18 protein-coding genes are annotated in these 16,430 nt (G+C 35.9%); 15 read left to right on the top strand and 3 right to left on the bottom strand.

What is annotated here, in order from left to right; genetic code table 11:
• Nucleotides 1-67: 67 nt before the first annotated feature.
• The gene (locus tag AC6EIY_RS08005) at nucleotides 68-232 is read right to left on the bottom strand and encodes a hypothetical protein (RefSeq protein ID WP_498506414.1); all 165 of its coding nucleotides are present in this window, start codon (nucleotides 230-232) and stop codon (nucleotides 68-70) included.
• Here AC6EIY_RS08005 and AC6EIY_RS08000 point away from each other — a divergent pair.
• The 13 genes from AC6EIY_RS08000 (at nucleotide 224) to AC6EIY_RS07940 (ending at nucleotide 11,478) form a co-directional block, all read left to right on the top strand.
• A complete protein-coding gene (locus AC6EIY_RS08000) occupies nucleotides 224-448 on the top strand; it encodes a hypothetical protein (protein ID WP_498506413.1) in 225 nt (74 codons plus the stop codon). The genes AC6EIY_RS08005 and AC6EIY_RS08000 overlap by 9 nt on opposite strands.
• On the top strand, nucleotides 445-906 hold the full coding sequence (locus AC6EIY_RS07995) for a hypothetical protein (RefSeq protein ID WP_498506412.1): 462 nt from the start codon (nucleotides 445-447) through the stop codon (nucleotides 904-906). Before AC6EIY_RS08000 ends, AC6EIY_RS07995 begins: the two co-directional genes overlap by 4 nt.
• Nucleotides 907-1,176 (top strand): hypothetical protein, encoded by a 270-nt coding sequence (locus AC6EIY_RS07990; RefSeq protein ID WP_498506411.1) that lies wholly within the window; start codon nucleotides 907-909, stop codon nucleotides 1,174-1,176.
• On the top strand, nucleotides 1,173-3,008 hold the full coding sequence (locus tag AC6EIY_RS07985; RefSeq protein WP_498506410.1) for an N-6 DNA methylase: 1,836 nt from the start codon (nucleotides 1,173-1,175) through the stop codon (nucleotides 3,006-3,008). The genes AC6EIY_RS07990 and AC6EIY_RS07985 overlap by 4 nt, the downstream gene beginning before the upstream one ends.
• The gene (locus AC6EIY_RS07980; RefSeq protein ID WP_498506409.1) at nucleotides 3,009-4,463 is read left to right on the top strand and encodes a class I SAM-dependent DNA methyltransferase; all 1,455 of its coding nucleotides are present in this window, start codon (nucleotides 3,009-3,011) and stop codon (nucleotides 4,461-4,463) included.
• Nucleotides 4,460-5,584 carry a restriction endonuclease subunit S gene (locus AC6EIY_RS07975; RefSeq protein WP_498506408.1) on the top strand — a complete coding sequence of 375 codons (1,125 nt, stop codon included), beginning with the start codon at nucleotides 4,460-4,462 and terminating at the stop codon, nucleotides 5,582-5,584. Before AC6EIY_RS07980 ends, AC6EIY_RS07975 begins: the two co-directional genes overlap by 4 nt.
• Complete coding sequence (gene hsdR, locus AC6EIY_RS07970; protein WP_498506407.1) at nucleotides 5,581-7,887, top strand: EcoAI/FtnUII family type I restriction enzme subunit R; 2,307 nt, start codon at nucleotides 5,581-5,583, stop codon at nucleotides 7,885-7,887. Before AC6EIY_RS07975 ends, hsdR begins: the two co-directional genes overlap by 4 nt.
• A 258-nt stretch (nucleotides 7,888-8,145) precedes the next feature.
• Nucleotides 8,146-8,937, top strand: coding sequence for an SIMPL domain-containing protein (locus tag AC6EIY_RS07965; RefSeq protein ID WP_498506406.1), 792 nt, complete (start codon nucleotides 8,146-8,148; stop codon nucleotides 8,935-8,937).
• Nucleotides 8,938-8,973: 36 nt separating this feature from the next.
• Nucleotides 8,974-9,264: a hypothetical protein gene (locus AC6EIY_RS07960; RefSeq protein WP_498506405.1), complete on the top strand. Its 291-nt coding sequence runs from the start codon at nucleotides 8,974-8,976 to the stop codon at nucleotides 9,262-9,264.
• Nucleotides 9,261-9,611, top strand: coding sequence for a hypothetical protein (locus AC6EIY_RS07955; protein ID WP_498506404.1), 351 nt, complete (start codon nucleotides 9,261-9,263; stop codon nucleotides 9,609-9,611). The genes AC6EIY_RS07960 and AC6EIY_RS07955 overlap by 4 nt, the downstream gene beginning before the upstream one ends.
• A 516-nt stretch (nucleotides 9,612-10,127) precedes the next feature.
• On the top strand, nucleotides 10,128-11,003 hold the full coding sequence (locus AC6EIY_RS07950; protein ID WP_498506403.1) for a hypothetical protein: 876 nt from the start codon (nucleotides 10,128-10,130) through the stop codon (nucleotides 11,001-11,003).
• A 17-nt stretch (nucleotides 11,004-11,020) separates the two neighbouring features.
• Nucleotides 11,021-11,176: a hypothetical protein gene (locus AC6EIY_RS07945; protein ID WP_498506402.1), complete on the top strand. Its 156-nt coding sequence runs from the start codon at nucleotides 11,021-11,023 to the stop codon at nucleotides 11,174-11,176.
• 149 nt (nucleotides 11,177-11,325) lie between these two features.
• Entirely contained in the window at nucleotides 11,326-11,478 is a 153-nt protein-coding gene (locus AC6EIY_RS07940; protein ID WP_498506401.1) for a hypothetical protein, read from the top strand.
• Nucleotides 11,479-11,802: 324 nt separating this feature from the next.
• Here the strand turns inward: AC6EIY_RS07940 and argJ are convergent, their stop codons facing one another.
• Nucleotides 11,803-13,065, bottom strand: a complete 1,263-nt coding sequence (gene argJ / locus AC6EIY_RS07935) for a bifunctional glutamate N-acetyltransferase/amino-acid acetyltransferase ArgJ (protein ID WP_498506400.1) — start codon at nucleotides 13,063-13,065, stop codon at nucleotides 11,803-11,805.
• Between the two features lie 15 nt (nucleotides 13,066-13,080).
• Here argJ and coaE point away from each other — a divergent pair, with 15 nt between their 5' ends.
• A complete protein-coding gene (gene coaE, locus AC6EIY_RS07930; protein ID WP_498506399.1) occupies nucleotides 13,081-13,725 on the top strand; it encodes a dephospho-CoA kinase in 645 nt (214 codons plus the stop codon).
• On the opposite strand, the gene gatB is transcribed toward coaE, so the two are convergent.
• Nucleotides 13,722-15,197 (bottom strand): Asp-tRNA(Asn)/Glu-tRNA(Gln) amidotransferase subunit GatB, encoded by a 1,476-nt coding sequence (gene gatB / locus AC6EIY_RS07925; protein WP_498506398.1) that lies wholly within the window; start codon nucleotides 15,195-15,197, stop codon nucleotides 13,722-13,724. The genes coaE and gatB overlap by 4 nt on opposite strands.
• Before the next feature lie 99 nt (nucleotides 15,198-15,296).
• Here gatB and thiO point away from each other — a divergent pair, with 99 nt between their 5' ends.
• Nucleotides 15,297-16,400 carry a glycine oxidase ThiO gene (thiO, locus tag AC6EIY_RS07920; protein WP_498506397.1) on the top strand — a complete coding sequence of 368 codons (1,104 nt, stop codon included), beginning with the start codon at nucleotides 15,297-15,299 and terminating at the stop codon, nucleotides 16,398-16,400.
• The last annotated feature ends 30 nt before the right edge of the window (nucleotides 16,401-16,430 follow it).

The raw sequence follows: 16,430 nt of genomic DNA, 5'->3' as shown, positions 1-16,430 counted from the left end.
TTAACCTAAGCAAATCAACTGCACTACATGCAGTTTGAGAAGATTACAGGGAGAAAATCTCTATGTTTTATAAACTTCTGGCTTCAGAAGTTTCTGGTAGTAGTTGCTTTTTTCTTTCTGGATGATGTATAAATAGTTCATACAAACAAACAAGCTTATGCTTACCACAAAACACTTCGGATCTCGCATCCAACAAAGAGGCATTCTCCAATCCACCATTGAGATGGCTCAACGCTACGGATTCCCAAAAGGGGATAAAATAGTTTTAGGAACAAAACAAATTGATTCCGCCATTAAAGATCTTGACCAAGGGAAAAAATACTTTGAGCAAGAGAAGAAAAATCTACTCAAGGCTCGTGACCAGGGTGGGATTGTCGTAGTCCAAGCGAATGGAGCATTTATTACCGCTTATCGCGTTGACTCTTACGTCAGGAGTTTTGGAAAATGATTACAAAAGCCAAACTTGTAAAAACATTATTCCGCTTCAAAAAAGTTCGAGGTACAGGAGTAATGGTAAGAATGAGTGTGAGAGGCAAAGAGACTGATGTCATCGCTTATGAGAGAGACTTCCCTTGCGGACTATTAGCGAACAAAAGTTTTCTTATTGGTAAAGATCTAGAGATCCAATTCTCACCTCAAACAAATAGTCGTTCAAAGATTCGCTACGAGCTCTTGAAATGGGTTAATCAAAGTGATCAAATAAAAAGCGGAATAATCAATCACTTGATCACTGGAATAGATAAAGCTTGCGTAGAAGGAATTCCTTGGGAAAAGGATTTAAACGAGGAGCATTCTAAAGATTTAAAGATTCGAGAACGACTTGAAAGGATTTACTTAGGGAAAGACAGCACGCAAATTAGTCAGGAAGATTCCCTAAATAACAAAGGCATTGAGGAGAATCAATAAATGGCTAGAAATCACGGAAACAAAATGTACGTGCAGCTTTTGCTCGATCCATCTAGATTCATGCTGATCGAGCAGATAGCTAAAGATAAAGGTATGAAGACCAATGCACTTCTGAGACAAGCAATTTACGACTGGCTTGGGTTCATGATGCCTAAAGAAATTATCTTGGCAGCTGAAAAACTCGACGAAGCACGCTGGCAGCAGTCAGTACAAAATAGAATTCTCGGAAGAAATAGACGCTCAAAAAAGATATGTCGAGGTGAGTCATGAATGAATTCCAAAAAAATGCACTTCACTCTATTGTTTATGCATTAGATCATGGACGAGGAAAAAGGAACATAGACGATCAATTTGCATGGATATTGCTAATGCTGCTATGGGCTAAATGGATACCACAAACAACTAAAGAATTTATCGGTTACTTCGATTCACTTGAATCTATTAATTTCAACTCTACTCATCTAGTAAAAGAGATTTCAAGAAGAATTGATTTAGACCTTAGTGATATTTGTGAAACAAATAACTATAAAATAATAAAAAAATTTGAGCTTGAAGAATTAAGAAATATTCTTATGCCTACTGCAAGACTAGTAGCCAAAGATGACAAAGAAAATATTGATTTCATAATCAGGGAAATATATTTTCTAAAATCAAATGTATATGGCCGAAATGGCGCAGAGATAGTAATAGATCCACTTGTTTATAAGATAACTAATGATATTTTTCATTCTAAAAATATCAAAACATTAGGATGCCTATATCCCTTAGGCTCCAGCTTAGCTCCCTTATTTGCTTCTGAGAATAAGACCTTATTAATGGACATAAAGTCACCATGGATAACATGGCCAAAGGCATATATAAAATTATATGGTGATTCTATTAATCAAGAGATATTAAATTCTTCAAGTCGTCCAGATGCTATTTTTTCTGGTCCACCATGGAATCAAAAAACTAATGATTTTTATGACATTTGGTCACCTATCATTGGAGAAGAACAACTAGAATTATCAAAAACGATTAAAGATTTAGATGCAAGAAGAGTATATTTTTCAACTCTTAATACAAAAAAAATAACCATTTGCTTAGTGCCTCCAAGAATACTTTTTCAGACTAGTAAAGGACTAACTCATTTTAGAAAAACAATCATAGAGAATAACTGGTTAGATGCGGTTATTCAACTTCCTAGTGGAATGATTACAGATACAAATATACAAGGTATTCTATTAATTATGAATAAGGAAAGAACTGATAGCGATCCAGTATATTTTTATGATATTTCAGGAGTAAAGAAGAAAAATAAAGATGAAAAACATACTTTTTCAAGATGGAATGACAATGAATTAAACAAGTTAATTAATAATATTATTAATAAAAAAAAGGTTGCAAATTCGGCTGCAGTAAAGATAAATATAATCGAATCAAATGAATATGACTTAAGTTTAAAAAATTATATTATTAGCAAAGAAGAGAAGAACCTACTCTCTTATCTTGACACTCGTAAATCAGTAGAGCTTGGAGAAATAGCAGAATTAATTCGTCCACTATTTATTGAAAGAGATAGTAAGGGTAGTGAATTAAGAGAAGCCATGATATCAGATATTAATTATCTAGGTCTGCTTGAAGAACCTGCTAAAAAAACTTTGGTTAAAGAGGGTTTTATTACTAGAGCAAATCCAACTTTTATAAAAAAAGGTGATCTATTGATCTCGATCAAGGGAACGATTGGAAAAGTAGCTCTTGTGACAAAGGAATTAAAAGAAACGATCCCTGGTCCATCTCTATGTATCCTTCGCATACATGATCAATCAAGGTTCACTCCTGAATCTTTATTGCTTTATTTACGTAGCTCTTTTGGCCAACAAATAATCTCATCAGCGACACAAGGTACAACTATTCCCTTTTTACCTGTCAAATCAATTAGATCAATGAAGATAATCATTCCTACTCTTGAAGAACAAAAAGTTGTTAAAAGAACGTCTAAAAAGTCTAAGGAATTATTTACTTCGATCTCTGATATGCAAATAAAGCTTGATCAACTTATAAATGACGGATGGCTAAGTATTGAAGACAGGCAACACAAGGCATCTCAAGGAGGTCAATAAATGTACGAAGAGGCTTTTAAAAATATTGATAATGCTCTAAGAAACGACTCTGGGTGTAGCACTGAGCTTGATTACATAGAGCAAACTAGTTGGATACTATTTCTAAAATACCTCGATGACTATGAAAGCGACAAAGAAACAGCAGCTCTCTTGAACGGAAAATCATACGAGAGAATCATTAACAAAGAGTTTCGTTGGGGGAAGTGGGCGTTCCCTATAAAGCCGAACGGAAAACTAGACGAAGACGATGCATTGACTGGATCTGACTTGATAGTTTTTGTAAATCAAAAGCTTTTTCCTCATTTAGCAAAGCTCAAGAAAAGTGCAGAGAATGCTCGAAGCCTTAAGTATAAAATAGGTGAGATTTTCTCTGAACTCGTAAATAGACTACAAAGTGGTTATGCACTTCGAGATGTAATAAATAAAGTAAACAGTCTGAAATTTCGTAGTAATAAAGAAAAATTGGAACTTAGCAGCTTATATGAAGACAAGATTAAAAACATGGGAAATGCTGGGAGGAATGGCGGAGAGTATTACACCCCTAGACCATTAATTAAAAGCATTATTAAAGTAATAAACCCCAGGATAGGAGAAACCATTTATGACGGTGCTGTAGGTAGTGCAGGATTCTTATGTGAGGCATACGATTGGATGAGTAAGAGTAAAGAATTAAATGCAGCAGAATTTCAACTTCTACAAGAAAATACTTTCTTTGGAAAAGAAAAGAAAATACTTGCTTATATCATTGGAATCATGAATATGATTCTTCATGGCATAGAAGCACCTAATATTGTTCGTACTAATTCCCTTACACAAAATCTTGAAAATATTCAACAGCATGAAAAAGTAGACGTAATACTTGCTAATCCACCATTTGGTGGTAAAGAGCGTAAAGAGATTCAGAAAAACTTTCCCATAACAACATCTGAAACCTCTTATTTATTCTTGCAGCATTTCATCAAGATGTTGAAAGTCAGAGGAAGATGTGGAGTGGTAATCAAAAGTACTTTTTTGAGTAATCCTGATACTGCAAGCGTTGCATTGCGTAAGCAGCTTCTCGAGGATTGTAATCTATTTGCCGTCTTGGACTTACCTCAGGGTTCTTTTATAGGGACAGGAGTTAAGACAGTGGTCTTGTTTTTCGAGAAAGGTAACCCAACCGAAGAGGTTTGGTACTACCAGCTTAATGTTGGTAGAAGTATGGGTAAAACTAACTCGTTGAATGAAAGTGATTTGGCTGATTTTGTTGAAAAGTCTACAACAAGACAATTAAGCGAAAATAGTTGGTTAGTCGATATTGGAACAATCAATCAAGAGACTTGGGATTTAACAGTTAACAATCCCAATATTGTCGAAGAGATTGATAATCGAACCCCTCAAGAAATTATCGCTGAAATTGAACGACTTGATGTACAAGCAACTGAGGCTCTTCAGAAAATAAAGGAGTTATTATGATTTTGAAAAATATTAGTTTTAATGAATGCTTAGAAAAAGTTAAAACGCCACCCAAGCTTGAGAAAAGTAAATATTTAAAGGATGGTAATTTCCCCGTTGTTTCTCAAGAGGCTTCATTAATTAGTGGATATTGCAATGACTCTAAAATGCTTTTTAAAATTAAAAAGCCTATCGTTGTCTTTGGTGATCACACAAGGATTTTAAAATATATAGATTTTGATTTTATTACCGGTGCTGATGGAGTCAAAATACTTCAGCCTATAGATGATGTGGATCCAAAATATTTTTATTATTTGTTAAAACTATATATGCCAGAAAGTACTGGTTATGCAAGACATTATAAATTACTCAAAGAACTTAACTTTTCTATTCCTTATTTCACAGAACAACAACGAATCGTCGCCAAGCTTGATACTGCTTTTGCTGAGATTGATAATTCTGAGAGAATCTTAAAAGATAGATTAAAGAAATTATCTACTTTATTTAATTCATATATTGAAGAAAAGCTTCGAGACCTAAAAAAGAATTTTCCTGTTGTTGAATTGAAAGAAGTGATTAAGAGTGTTCAATACGGGACATCAAAAAAATGTTCTAAAGAAGGAGAGTTCCCTGTTTTAAGGATGGGTAATATGCAAGGTGGAAAATTTGATCTGGATGAGTTGGTTTATTTAGACGACCAAAGGGAAGCTAATAAATATCAAATTAGTAAGTTCGATGTTTTTTTTAATCGAACAAATAGTGCTTTGCATGTAGGGAAGGCTGCAATTTGGGAAGGACAAGAAAAAGCTTTGTTTGCTGGTTATTTAATAAGAGTTAATTATGACAAATCTAAAGTTGATCCTTACTTCCTTAACTTCTTCCTAAATGTAAAGTCAACTAGAGAATATGGATATTCTGTAATGACAGAGAGTATTAACCAAGCAAATATAAATGGTACTAAATTAAAACAATATCCTTTTGTTAGAGCTGATTTGGAAACTCAAAAGAAATTGTCTTCAAAATTTTGTGATTTAGAAAAAAGACTTGTTGAAGCAATCAATCTCACTAAACAATCACTAGAACTTTACGGCAAACTTACAAAGAGCGTCCTTTCAAGCGAATTAAAACAAGAGGAATCATGAACGAAGCAGATACCCGAGCCGAACTGATTGATCCACAGCTATTAGCAGCTGGATGGAAAACTGATAGTGCTACTGGTGTTCGTGTTCGTCGTGAGCACCGTATTACTTTTGGTGAAATCAAGCCTAGTGGTAGAAGAGGAAAAGAATCGAGAGCCGACTATGTCTTGGAGTATCGGAATAGAAAATTAGCCGTCATAGAAGCGAAAAGCGACGAAGAGGATGTCTCTGAAGGTGTAGGACAATCTATAAGAGATGCACAAAAACTCAGGCTTAAGACTAGTTACGCAGCTAACGGCAAAGAGATCTATGAGATAAATCATGAATCAGGCGAGAGAAGATATATCGACAATTTTCCTACTCCTGATGAATTATGGAATCGAACATTTAATGTTCAATCAAAGTGGATTGATCGCTTCAATGAGATTCCTTTTGAGGAGAAGAGTGGAACAATGCCTATTCGCTACTACCAAGAACTAGCTGTTAATAGCGTTGTAGAGGCAATTGCAGATGATAAAAAAAGAATTCTTCTGACTTTGGCTACAGGAACTGGCAAAACATTTATCGCTTTTCAAATCGCATGGAAGCTTTTCAAAACGAAATGGACTCTTAACAAAAATCATAAACGTCATCCAAGAATACTCTTCATCTGTGATAGAAATTTTTTAGCCGATCAAGCATTACGAGATTTCTCAAGCTTTGATGAGGATGCACTGATTCGTATTGATCCAGGAGAGATAAGTAAAGAAAAAGAAGTCCCTAAAAACGGAAATATTTTCTTCACTATTTTTCAGACATTTCTGAGTGGTCCAAATGATGATCCCTATTTTGGACAATATGAAAAAAACTTTTTTGATTTAGTAATTATTGACGAGTGTCACAGAGGTGGGGCTAACGATGAAAGTCAATGGCGTGCAATTTTGAATTATTTTTCAGAATCTGTACACCTCGGACTAACAGCAACTCCAAATAGAAATACCAACTCCAATACATATAAATATTTTGGAGATCCAGTTTTTACTTATAGCTTAAAAGATGGTATTCAGGATGGTTTTCTTACACCATTCAAAGTAAAGAGAATTCAATCAACAATAGACGACTATCAATACCACCCAGGTGACGAAATAATAGAAGGAGAAATAGATGAAAATCGTGTCTATGAAGAGAGAGATTTTAATCGCATCATTGTTAGTAAGGATAGAGAAAGAAAGCGTGTTCAAGAAATCATTCGATCTATCGATTCACAAGAAAAGACAATTGTCTTCTGCGCAAGTCAAAAACATGCGGCAATGATTAGAGATATGATTTGTGAAGAATCAAGTATTAAGTCGGTTGACTACTGTGTAAGGGTTACCTCAGATGACGGCAAGCTTGGCGAGACGTATTTAAAATATTTTAAAGATAATGAAAAAAGTATCCCTACTGTACTTACAACAAGTCGAAAATTAAGTACAGGTTTGGATGCTCGAAATATTAGAAATATTGTTCTCATGAGACCAGTTAATAACATTATTGAGTTCAAGCAGATAGTTGGAAGAGGCACAAGGTTATTTGAAGATAAATTCTTTTTCACAATCATCGATTTTGTCAACGCATATCATTTATTTAATGACCCTGACTGGGATGGAGAACCTGAACCCGAACCTGATGGCGATGGCGATGATGATGGTGATGGAACGGTTAGACCTCCTCTACCACCAAGACCACCTAGACCTGCTCAAATCAAGGTGAGGTTAAGTGACAACCGAATACGAGAAATAGAAACAATGACTAGTTCTTATTTCTATGTCAATGGAAGACCCTTAAGTGTTGAAGAGTTTTTAAATTATTTATTTGACGACGTAAAACTCCCAGAACTATTTAAAAGCGAAGCTGAATTACGCAAAGTGTGGTCTAATCCAATGACAAGAAAAGATCTAATAGAAAAACTAGAATCGCAAGGATGCGGTATCGATGATTTGAGGAAGTTGCAAGAAATGATAAATGCAAAAAATAGCGATCTTTTCGATGTTCTTGAATACATAGCTTATGCCAAAAAGCCTGTCACAAGAGTTCGACGCGTAGCAACGAACAAATCAAATATTCTAAACTTACTCAATCAAAATCAACGAGAGTTTGTTTCTTCTGTCCTTCAAAATTATGTTGAAAAAGGTGTTGAAGAACTTGATCCAAGCAAACTAAGTAAAGTTCTCATGGCTAAATATGGAACCCTGAATGACGCTCAGGAGAAGCTTGGCTCTGTTGAGGAAATTAAAAATACTTTTATCGATTTTCAACAATACCTCTACAAAGAAATAGCAGCATAGGCTTTGCAATACTAATCAATCAGTTGAAATTCCTAGTTTTGCAATTTTCTTAATTAGTACATTCAAACTCTTGCGACCCCGATCAAGATATTGCATGATCAGGAACCAACTCACAAATTGGCACACTCATTAAAGGTGCGCTGATGGGAAGCGAAATACCAGTTCCTTGGTCAATCAACGAAAGCCAGAGATTCATTTATTCGAATTGAATTGATTTTTCGCTAGATACAACTCCTCACAACTTCGACAATTAATCCAATGAAAGTTTTATCGCTTTTGAGGGCTTTACCTGCCAATTCGGTTCAAATTATTCGTCGTACACCTCCTCTTGTTTTCGCTACAACAGTTTTATCAATCGGCGGTCTTATTGGATTTACAAGTGCATCTAAGATTTTGGTTGATGGACTTAAACCCGCTGCAAACACAATCACAGTAACTGGAGCGAGCACCGAACGAATCGAAAGTGATATCGCAAAATGGGATATTAAAGTTGAAACAGAAGGTAATTCACAAGTTGATTCTTATAAAAAACACAAAGTATCAATCAATAAAACAATTGCATTCCTTGATCGATTTGGGGTAAGAAATAATGACTCCCAGTCTGTTGCTTTATTACCTGCATCCACATCAAAAAAAATAAACAAAAACCCTAAAACAGGTGAAATAATTTCCAAGAAATGGGTTACATCTCAATGGATAGAAATTGAAAGTAATGATGTTTTCAATATTGATCAGACATATAGACAAATGAGTGAACTACTTGGTAAAGGAGTTCTTGTAAGACCAAGTCGACCTGAGTTCACATACACAAAACTCGCAGCTAAACGCGTAGATATGCTCGCCAAAGCTACGAAGGATGCACATACAAGAGCAGAAGCCATTGTCTATCAAACTGGTTCAGAACTAGGCAATGTAAGAAAGGTTGATACTGGCGTTTTCCAAATCACAGTACCCAATTCAACAAGAGTAAGTAGCTGGGGGTCTTATGACACAAGCACAATTAATAAAGACATTACTGCTGTGATGGGAGTCACATTCGAAGTCAACTAAAGCGTAAAAGTACTAACCAACTACTTAAAAGAAATCATGTGTTTAGACCCAGAAGACCATATGGTCTGGTACGACAGAACAAAAGCTCTTTCAACTGAAAGACTCCATAATTTAGATCTCTACTGGAGAGACAACTTTGAGAACTCGGTTCATCAAGAACTTCATTCAATGGTTCAAATGATCTTGGTTGAAAGAGGTGAACAAACCTTAGAAATGAAAAGGCAAGAACAAATCAAAGAACTTAATAGATCTCTTAGGTTATCTAATCCTTTTGGTCGAATTGTTTCAGGATTCAAAAGTGTATTCACTATGAGAACAAAGTCATGAGTAAAACAAACAAAAACGAGAAGACACAAAGACAACTTCAGTTAGCAAAACTCGATGAAATGCTTTGGCTTTCAACCCCACTAGGGAAGTTCATGAGTTCTATTAGTCAACAAGCGAAAAAGGTTTTCCCTTCATCAAGACCCAATAAATACACTCAAAGAACTTGGGTCGTTCGTATCCCTAATGCTTTTGTCATAGATAGATCTAAAGACTCTCATGGATTCCAAACTGTTGTAATTGCTGAAACACCTGATCAAGCATTAGAGATAGCTTCCGAGTCTACTAATTGGGAAGTATTAGATTTCGCAGTAAGTGATTTTCAAGTTTTCCCAAATACACCTCTTTAGGACTTCTTTGATCTGATAGAGACAAAGCTAACGAAATAGATTGCGACTGATTACTTCACACTAAAGTTGCCATTATTATAGAGAAAGAAGCATTTACACTATCTCGCACTCGATTGGCATCGAGAATAAAGAAATGGGTCACTGCGAATATCGAAAGAAGTAGCTCGTGATTTGGTTGGTTGAAGCCTTGGAACTGAGACATAAGGCAACTCAGGTTATACCTATAATTTCAACCCTGTTAGTTAGACGCAATTAGAACGGCGGATACATAAACCTCTCCAAAGTGAAAAGACAACTTAAGAAGGTAAAACACAGGACGTATAAGGCGGCGCCAACCGTCTCCCACGGTGGTGGGTGAGCGATTGGAGAAACTTCCTTTTTACATCCAAGTGAATATCTTCTATTAGCTCAGGTTTAAGACTGAGGTGGTTGTCTCTTCCGTAAGTCAGGCAAGTTACCAACCTCGGAAGTAAGACGTCTTATTTCCCTAGGGAAACAAATACACAGATATAAATAATGTCAGATCTAACAATAATATTTACGCCAACAAACGATGACGGAAAACCTGATCAACGCTTTAGAGAAGATGTTGAGTGGGTCTTTAATCGAGTTGGGAGTGAGGTATTAGAAGGACTAAAGAAGTTTGAACAGCAGACCGATTCAGTCAATACAAACTATGCAAAGTACGCTTACTCATTGGTTAAGGCATTCCTAGAAAGGAATACTGAGATTGATCACTGGGAGTCTTCGACACCTTCAAATCAATACAAATGGAGATCCAAGAAAATCAGCAAATCTCTTCAACCAAGTCTTCAAAAGCTTGGTTTTAAAAAGGTATTTATTAGCAAGATCATTGGAGCTGCTGAGTTAATTCATAACTTAGAGAAGCTCATTAAAGAACAACCCAATAACAAAAGATTGAAGGAGCAGCTGGAATGTTTTCAATCTTTTCCTCTTAGCTCTCAATACGTTTTAAACAATATGAGTGCGATGGGTTTTAGTGAAGTCATTGCTCTATCAGCTCGTAAACAATGGAATAGTGAGACTGATACTTATGATCCAATTCCACTAACCAAAAGCGATCTAGAAGAGATACAGAGGGAATATCCAAAGAATCCAAACGAAACCAGAGGGAAGAGAAAAGATAAAGCTCCAACAACTCTCCGACTATTGGACGAACCCTCAAAAACAAATTCTGAGGCGATAGCAGAACCAAAGACAAACCATGAACGTCTTTATGAATTGGTCTTATTAGCCAAGTCAATCAATACCGATGGTGCTTATAAAGATCCTCTTTTCATCGAGATCTTGAAAGAGGCAGAGGAAGATCTTTGCACTCTCTATCACTTAGCCCTACTCCCAATAACAACTCCACAATCATCAACCGTCTAAGCCACCAAACAACATCAATGCATACACATACAAACAACCAAACAAAAAGGATCCGATTCTGGTCTGAGGGTGAGATCTCAAATGATGCTTTTAAACAAGTAAAAAGTCATTGGTCAGAGGACGAAAGACAAAACGCTGAGTCCATGCTCAGTGAATGGATACTTAAATCTTAAATCTAAAAATATACCATGACTAAAACATCATTCAAACCAAAGATCAATACAAAAAGACTGCTGATATCAGAGAACAAACCTCTTATCAGAACAAGGAATAACGATCTGAGTATCTCCAACAGAGTTAAACGAAAAACACTAAAGATCAAATGATTACTGACGAAAAGAAGCGACGAGAAGCATTTAAATTCAATGCTGACTTATCAGACAAAGACATCAGATCCATCCGAGCAACAGCTCAGGGAATGTCGACTTATCAATATGAATCCTTCCTTAGAGATATAGGAATTGAGTTCGAATGATTCTTAGACCAATCAGGTGATGTCTTTAAAAGCTTCCGACAAACCATAAAAAAAGCCGCTCTGTCCATGTCCAATCGAATATGGATAGGCACGAGTTATTTACTTTGGGATCTGAGATAGAGATTGCTTACCTCTATCTCTAGGTCCTTAAAAAATTACCAGAAATGTCTGAAAGGTGATTACGTATAGAGCTAGGACTAGCTTCCCCCCATGGGGTCCCATAAGGTCAGAAGATAGGCTTGAATATGTCGTTTAGCATGATTACCATAAGATTACCAATCTTTTTTAATCTCTATAACTTACTGTTATCACTAGCTTTTTAGTCTAAGTGGTGTAGTCGGCATTAATACGAACATATTGATCAGACAAATCGCACCCCCAAGCAGTACCAGAACCTTTTCCTATCCCTACCCTTAGTCTGATACTTATAAGATCATCAATCAAATATTTTCCTTTTAATCTTGCTTTCATAAAATTGCTAACTATTTGTCTATCAAAATCAAGAGGTGATCCATTAGAAAAAAGTTCATAAGGTCCAATCCATAATTGGACCTCACTAATATTAAAAAAGATACCTGCACGACCGAGTGCAGCAATAATTCTTCCCCAATTAGGATCGGAACCATGAATTGCAGTTTTAACTAAAGAAGATGAAGCAATTGCGCGAGCCATAACACGAGCATCTAAGTCACTTTGAGCACCTTCAACCTTTATCTCCAGCAAACAATTAGAACCTTCTCCATCTCTAGCTATTGCCTTAGCCAAATGTTGGGCTGTTAAATGTAGTCCCTCTTCAAGTATTGCTAAATATTTTGAATCTAATTCTGCGCCAGAAGAAAAAGCTAAAAATGTGTCATTTGTACTCGTATCTCCATCAACTGTAATGGAATTAAAAGATGATTCTGCAACTCGCTTTATCATATCCGACCATAGAATATGATTTACGCCTACATCACAAGTAATATAGCTCAACATTGTTGCCATTGAAGGATGAATCATACCCGAGCCTTTAGCCATTCCACCAATAGATATTCTTCGCCCTCCCAAAACTGTTTGATAGGCAATTTGCTTGACTTTAAGATCGGTTGTCAAAATTGCATTCGCCGCATCCAGGTATGCCTCCTTATCTAAACTGCTTATAAGTTGATCCAAATGCCTTTTTACTCTTTGTACTGGTATTGGCTCACCAATTACACCCGTGGAACATATCAAAACTTCCTCATTAGATAATCCCAGTCGTTGAGCAAGCTCATTTGTAATAATCTCACTATCAATTTTACCTCTACTACCTGTGCAAGCATTTGCGTGTCCAGAATTGATAACTACAGCACGTATTTTCCCCTCAGATGCGTTAATACGATCAATACACAGATCCACGCAATAAGCACGAGTCACTGATTGAGTAAATGTCCCACTACAACAAGCACCATCAGGTGCATACAGCAAAGCAAGATCTTTCTTCCCAGAAGACTTCAATCCTGCGGATATGCCAGCAGCCAAAAAACCATCAGGGGTAGTAATACCACCAGATATTGGAGACCATACAGAAGATGTCAAAAGACTCAAATTCAGAAGAGCATTTTTCACTTACTATCAATATTAATGATTGACCAAAAACAAACAAATAAACTTTGTCTTAGATGGAAAGGCAAACAAAGAAGAATTGGTATCACTGGAGGTATTGCTAGTGGAAAAACAATCGTTGGAGATTTTCTATTTCAAACAAAGCAATGGCCAATTTTAGACGCTGACATATTTGCTCATGAAGCATTAAGAGCTGAAAGTAAAATATTCAAAAAAGTCTTGTTGAGATATGGAAATAAAATAATTCAACATTCGAGTAAAAATGATCAAATTATTAATCGAAAAGCATTAGCAAAAATAGTTTTTCAAAATGATGCTGAAAAAAAATGGCTAGAGGAAATAATACATCCATTTGTCAACAAAAGAATTGAAGAAGAATTAGAAAAATTGAAATCAAATTCAGTAGTTATTTTGATTATTCCTCTTCTATTTGAAAAAAATTATACAAACTTATGTAGTGAAATTTGTTATGTAGATTGCTCTAGAACTACGCAATTAGAAAGACTTCAGTCAAGAGATAAATTAAGTTTTGAAGAAGCAAATCAAAGAATTGATGCGTTATGGGACAACTCTTTTAAAAAACAATTCGCAGATTATATAATTACAAATTCTAGTAATAATGATACATGGAAGAAGCAGTTAAAAAAATTATATAATTTCTAGGCTTGTAATTTTTTATTTAATATTTGATTGGCGAGTTTTGGATCCGCTTTCCCTTTTGATTCCTTCATTAATTGACCTACAAAAAAACCTAGCAATTTCTTCTTCCCAGCTTTAAAGGATTCAACCTCATTGGGATGATTAAGGATCAATTTATCAATAATTTCCTCAATAACTTTCGGATCACCAATCATACCTAAACCACGTTCTTTGACTAATTGCTTTGGAGAACCACCTTTACGTAATAGTTCAGGCAATATTTCTTTAGCAATTTTTCCACTTATTTCTCCTGCATCAATCATTTGCAACATTTCTGCTAATTCATTTGGCTTAAGCGATAATTGATCAAATGATAATCTATTAGATTTAACATACGCTGCTAAATCTCCAGTTATCCAATTTGCTGAAGATTTTGGTGCTCCACCTTCATTAACAACTTTTTCAAAATAATTAGCCATTGAAGATTCGTCAGTTAAAACTCGCGCATCATAAATAGAAAGGCCAAGATCTGATGCGTATCTATTCCTTTTTGCAGCTGGCAATTCTGGTAATTCCGAGCGCCATTTTTCTTTTAATGCATAACTTACTTCAATTGGACCTAAATCAGGATCAGGAAAATAACGATAATCGCTACTACCTTCTTTTGATCTCATGCTTTTAGTCAGTTGCTTACCTTCATCCCATAACCTCGTTTCTTGTTTTACTTCTTCTCCAGATTCGTAAGCTTTAATTTGCCGCTTAATTTCATATTCACAAGCTTTCTGAATAGCTGAAAATGAATTCATATTTTTGATTTCTACTTTTGTACCAAATGGATCATTAACAGTTGGTCGAACTGAAATATTCACATCACATCGCAAAGACCCCTCCTGCATATTCCCATCAGATACTCCTAGATAACGCATAATTCTTCTGATTTCAGCTGCATACTCCGCAGCCTCTCTACCTGTTCTTAAATCAGGTTTACTAACTATTTCAGCTAGTGCTACACCTGCTCTGTTGTAATCAACCAATGAATGGGTGGAGCCTGACAACTGATCACTACCTGCGTGAACAAGTTTTCCAGCATCCTCCTCCATATGTAATCTTTCAATACCTATTTTTTTGACATAAGTTTCCTTGCCTTTTTCCGCTACTTCTACCTCTATCCACCCGTCTTCTGCAATAGGTTCATCAAATTGAGATATTTGATAATTTTTTGGTAAGTCTGGATAAAAATATTGCTTCCTATCAAACTTACTGTGAGAGGCAATATTTAAATTCAAAGCCATCGCTGCTTTTACTGCATATTCCAGAACCTTTTTATTTAGAACTGGCAAAGTGCCTGGTAAGCCACATACCACTGGGTCAATATGAGTATTTGGATCATCACCAAAATTAGTTGATGCACTAGTAAATATTTTGCTCTTAGTTCCCAACTGCACATGCGTCTCTAATCCGATTACAACTTCCCAAGAAACATTGGATTCTGACATTAATTTGACCTAGATATGTGAATCTTATGAAAGAAAAGCTCAGTCATGGAAGCTAACGTAATCTAAAACATTGAAAATAACATTTTTCAAATCCAAGTAATGGGTGAAGTAAACGAAAAACCATTATTAATTCTGGGAGGAGGATTAATGGGTCTTGCAATAGCCCATGAACTTGCTCAAAAAGGCAAACGCGTAGAAATTTTAAGTAGAAGCAGAAGTGAAGCAGCAGGCTTTGTAGCTGCTGGAATGCTAGCCCCTCACGCTGAGGGACTTCAAGGTGAGCTTTTAAGTCTTGGTCAAACTAGTCTTCAAAGACACCCGAAATGGATAGAAAGCATTGAGAAAAATAGCAAAATGTCGTGTGGTCTCAAAACTTGTGGGATTGTTGTTCCATTTGAAAGCCTCAAAGGCTGTGAATCCTACCCAACATATAAATTTGGTGAAAAGCTAAACAGGAATGAACTCCTTCAAGAAATTCCAGGACTCTCAAAAAAATGGAAATTAGGTTTACTTTTTAGACAGGACGGTCAAATCGATAATCGAAGACTTTTAATGAGAGCACTTGAAAAAGCTTGTGTTGAATTAGGTGTTCACTTTCAAGAAGGAGTTGAAGTAATTGAAATCATGAAAGATTCAAACACTTTTCAAGGTGTCAAAATTAAAGACATTAATGGAAATATCAATCATTTAAAAAGCGAAGAAGCAGTTCTCTGCTGCGGAGCCTGGAGCAAACAAATATTTAAAACACTCCCTATTTTTCCTGTTAAAGGCCAGATGTTATCTATTCAGGGACCAAAACAGATTCTAAAGAGGATTATTTTTGGACCCGGGATTTACTTAGTTCCAAGAGATGACGGCCTAATAATCGTAGGAGCAACCAGTGAGCGTGAGGCAGGCTTCCAAAAAGGACTTACTCCAAAAGGACAACGCGAGCTGCAAAAAGGGATTCAATCTCTTATTCCTGAACTTAATCAACTACCTCATATGGAGAGATGGTGGGGTTTTCGTCCATGCACACCAGACGAAGGTCCTTTACTGGGAATGTCATCAATTAATGGACTATGGCTTGCTACTGGTCATCATCGTAATGGAGTTTTATTGGCGGCGATAACCGCAGAATTAATTGGAAAATCTATTTGCTCGAGGTCTTTAACTAATGAGGAAAGTAGTTTTTTGTCCCAATTCAGATGGGACAGATTTTAAAACCACTCACCAAAAAATTGTGAAGTTCAG

This window comes from Prochlorococcus sp. MIT2304 (assembly GCF_059772405.1).
The sequence above is the reverse complement of the archived record's forward strand: the minus strand, read 5'-3'. Positions and strand labels throughout refer to the sequence as shown.

Coding starts and splice junctions, on each gene's coding strand:
- AC6EIY_RS08000 (WP_498506413.1), top strand. CDS start 224: ATGGCTCAACGCTACGGATTCCCAAAAGGGGATAAAATAGTTTTAGGA.
- AC6EIY_RS07995 (WP_498506412.1), top strand. CDS start 445: ATGATTACAAAAGCCAAACTTGTAAAAACATTATTCCGCTTCAAAAAA.
- AC6EIY_RS07990 (WP_498506411.1), top strand. CDS start 907: ATGGCTAGAAATCACGGAAACAAAATGTACGTGCAGCTTTTGCTCGAT.
- AC6EIY_RS07985 (WP_498506410.1), top strand. CDS start 1,173: ATGAATGAATTCCAAAAAAATGCACTTCACTCTATTGTTTATGCATTA.
- AC6EIY_RS07980 (WP_498506409.1), top strand. CDS start 3,009: ATGTACGAAGAGGCTTTTAAAAATATTGATAATGCTCTAAGAAACGAC.
- AC6EIY_RS07975 (WP_498506408.1), top strand. CDS start 4,460: ATGATTTTGAAAAATATTAGTTTTAATGAATGCTTAGAAAAAGTTAAA.
- hsdR (WP_498506407.1), top strand. CDS start 5,581: ATGAACGAAGCAGATACCCGAGCCGAACTGATTGATCCACAGCTATTA.
- AC6EIY_RS07965 (WP_498506406.1), top strand. CDS start 8,146: ATGAAAGTTTTATCGCTTTTGAGGGCTTTACCTGCCAATTCGGTTCAA.
- AC6EIY_RS07960 (WP_498506405.1), top strand. CDS start 8,974: ATGTGTTTAGACCCAGAAGACCATATGGTCTGGTACGACAGAACAAAA.
- AC6EIY_RS07955 (WP_498506404.1), top strand. CDS start 9,261: ATGAGTAAAACAAACAAAAACGAGAAGACACAAAGACAACTTCAGTTA.
- AC6EIY_RS07950 (WP_498506403.1), top strand. CDS start 10,128: ATGTCAGATCTAACAATAATATTTACGCCAACAAACGATGACGGAAAA.
- AC6EIY_RS07945 (WP_498506402.1), top strand. CDS start 11,021: ATGCATACACATACAAACAACCAAACAAAAAGGATCCGATTCTGGTCT.
- AC6EIY_RS07940 (WP_498506401.1), top strand. CDS start 11,326: ATGATTACTGACGAAAAGAAGCGACGAGAAGCATTTAAATTCAATGCT.
- coaE (WP_498506399.1), top strand. CDS start 13,081: ATGATTGACCAAAAACAAACAAATAAACTTTGTCTTAGATGGAAAGGC.
- gatB (WP_498506398.1), bottom strand. CDS start 15,197: ATGTCAGAATCCAATGTTTCTTGGGAAGTTGTAATCGGATTAGAGACG.
- thiO (WP_498506397.1), top strand. CDS start 15,297: ATGGGTGAAGTAAACGAAAAACCATTATTAATTCTGGGAGGAGGATTA.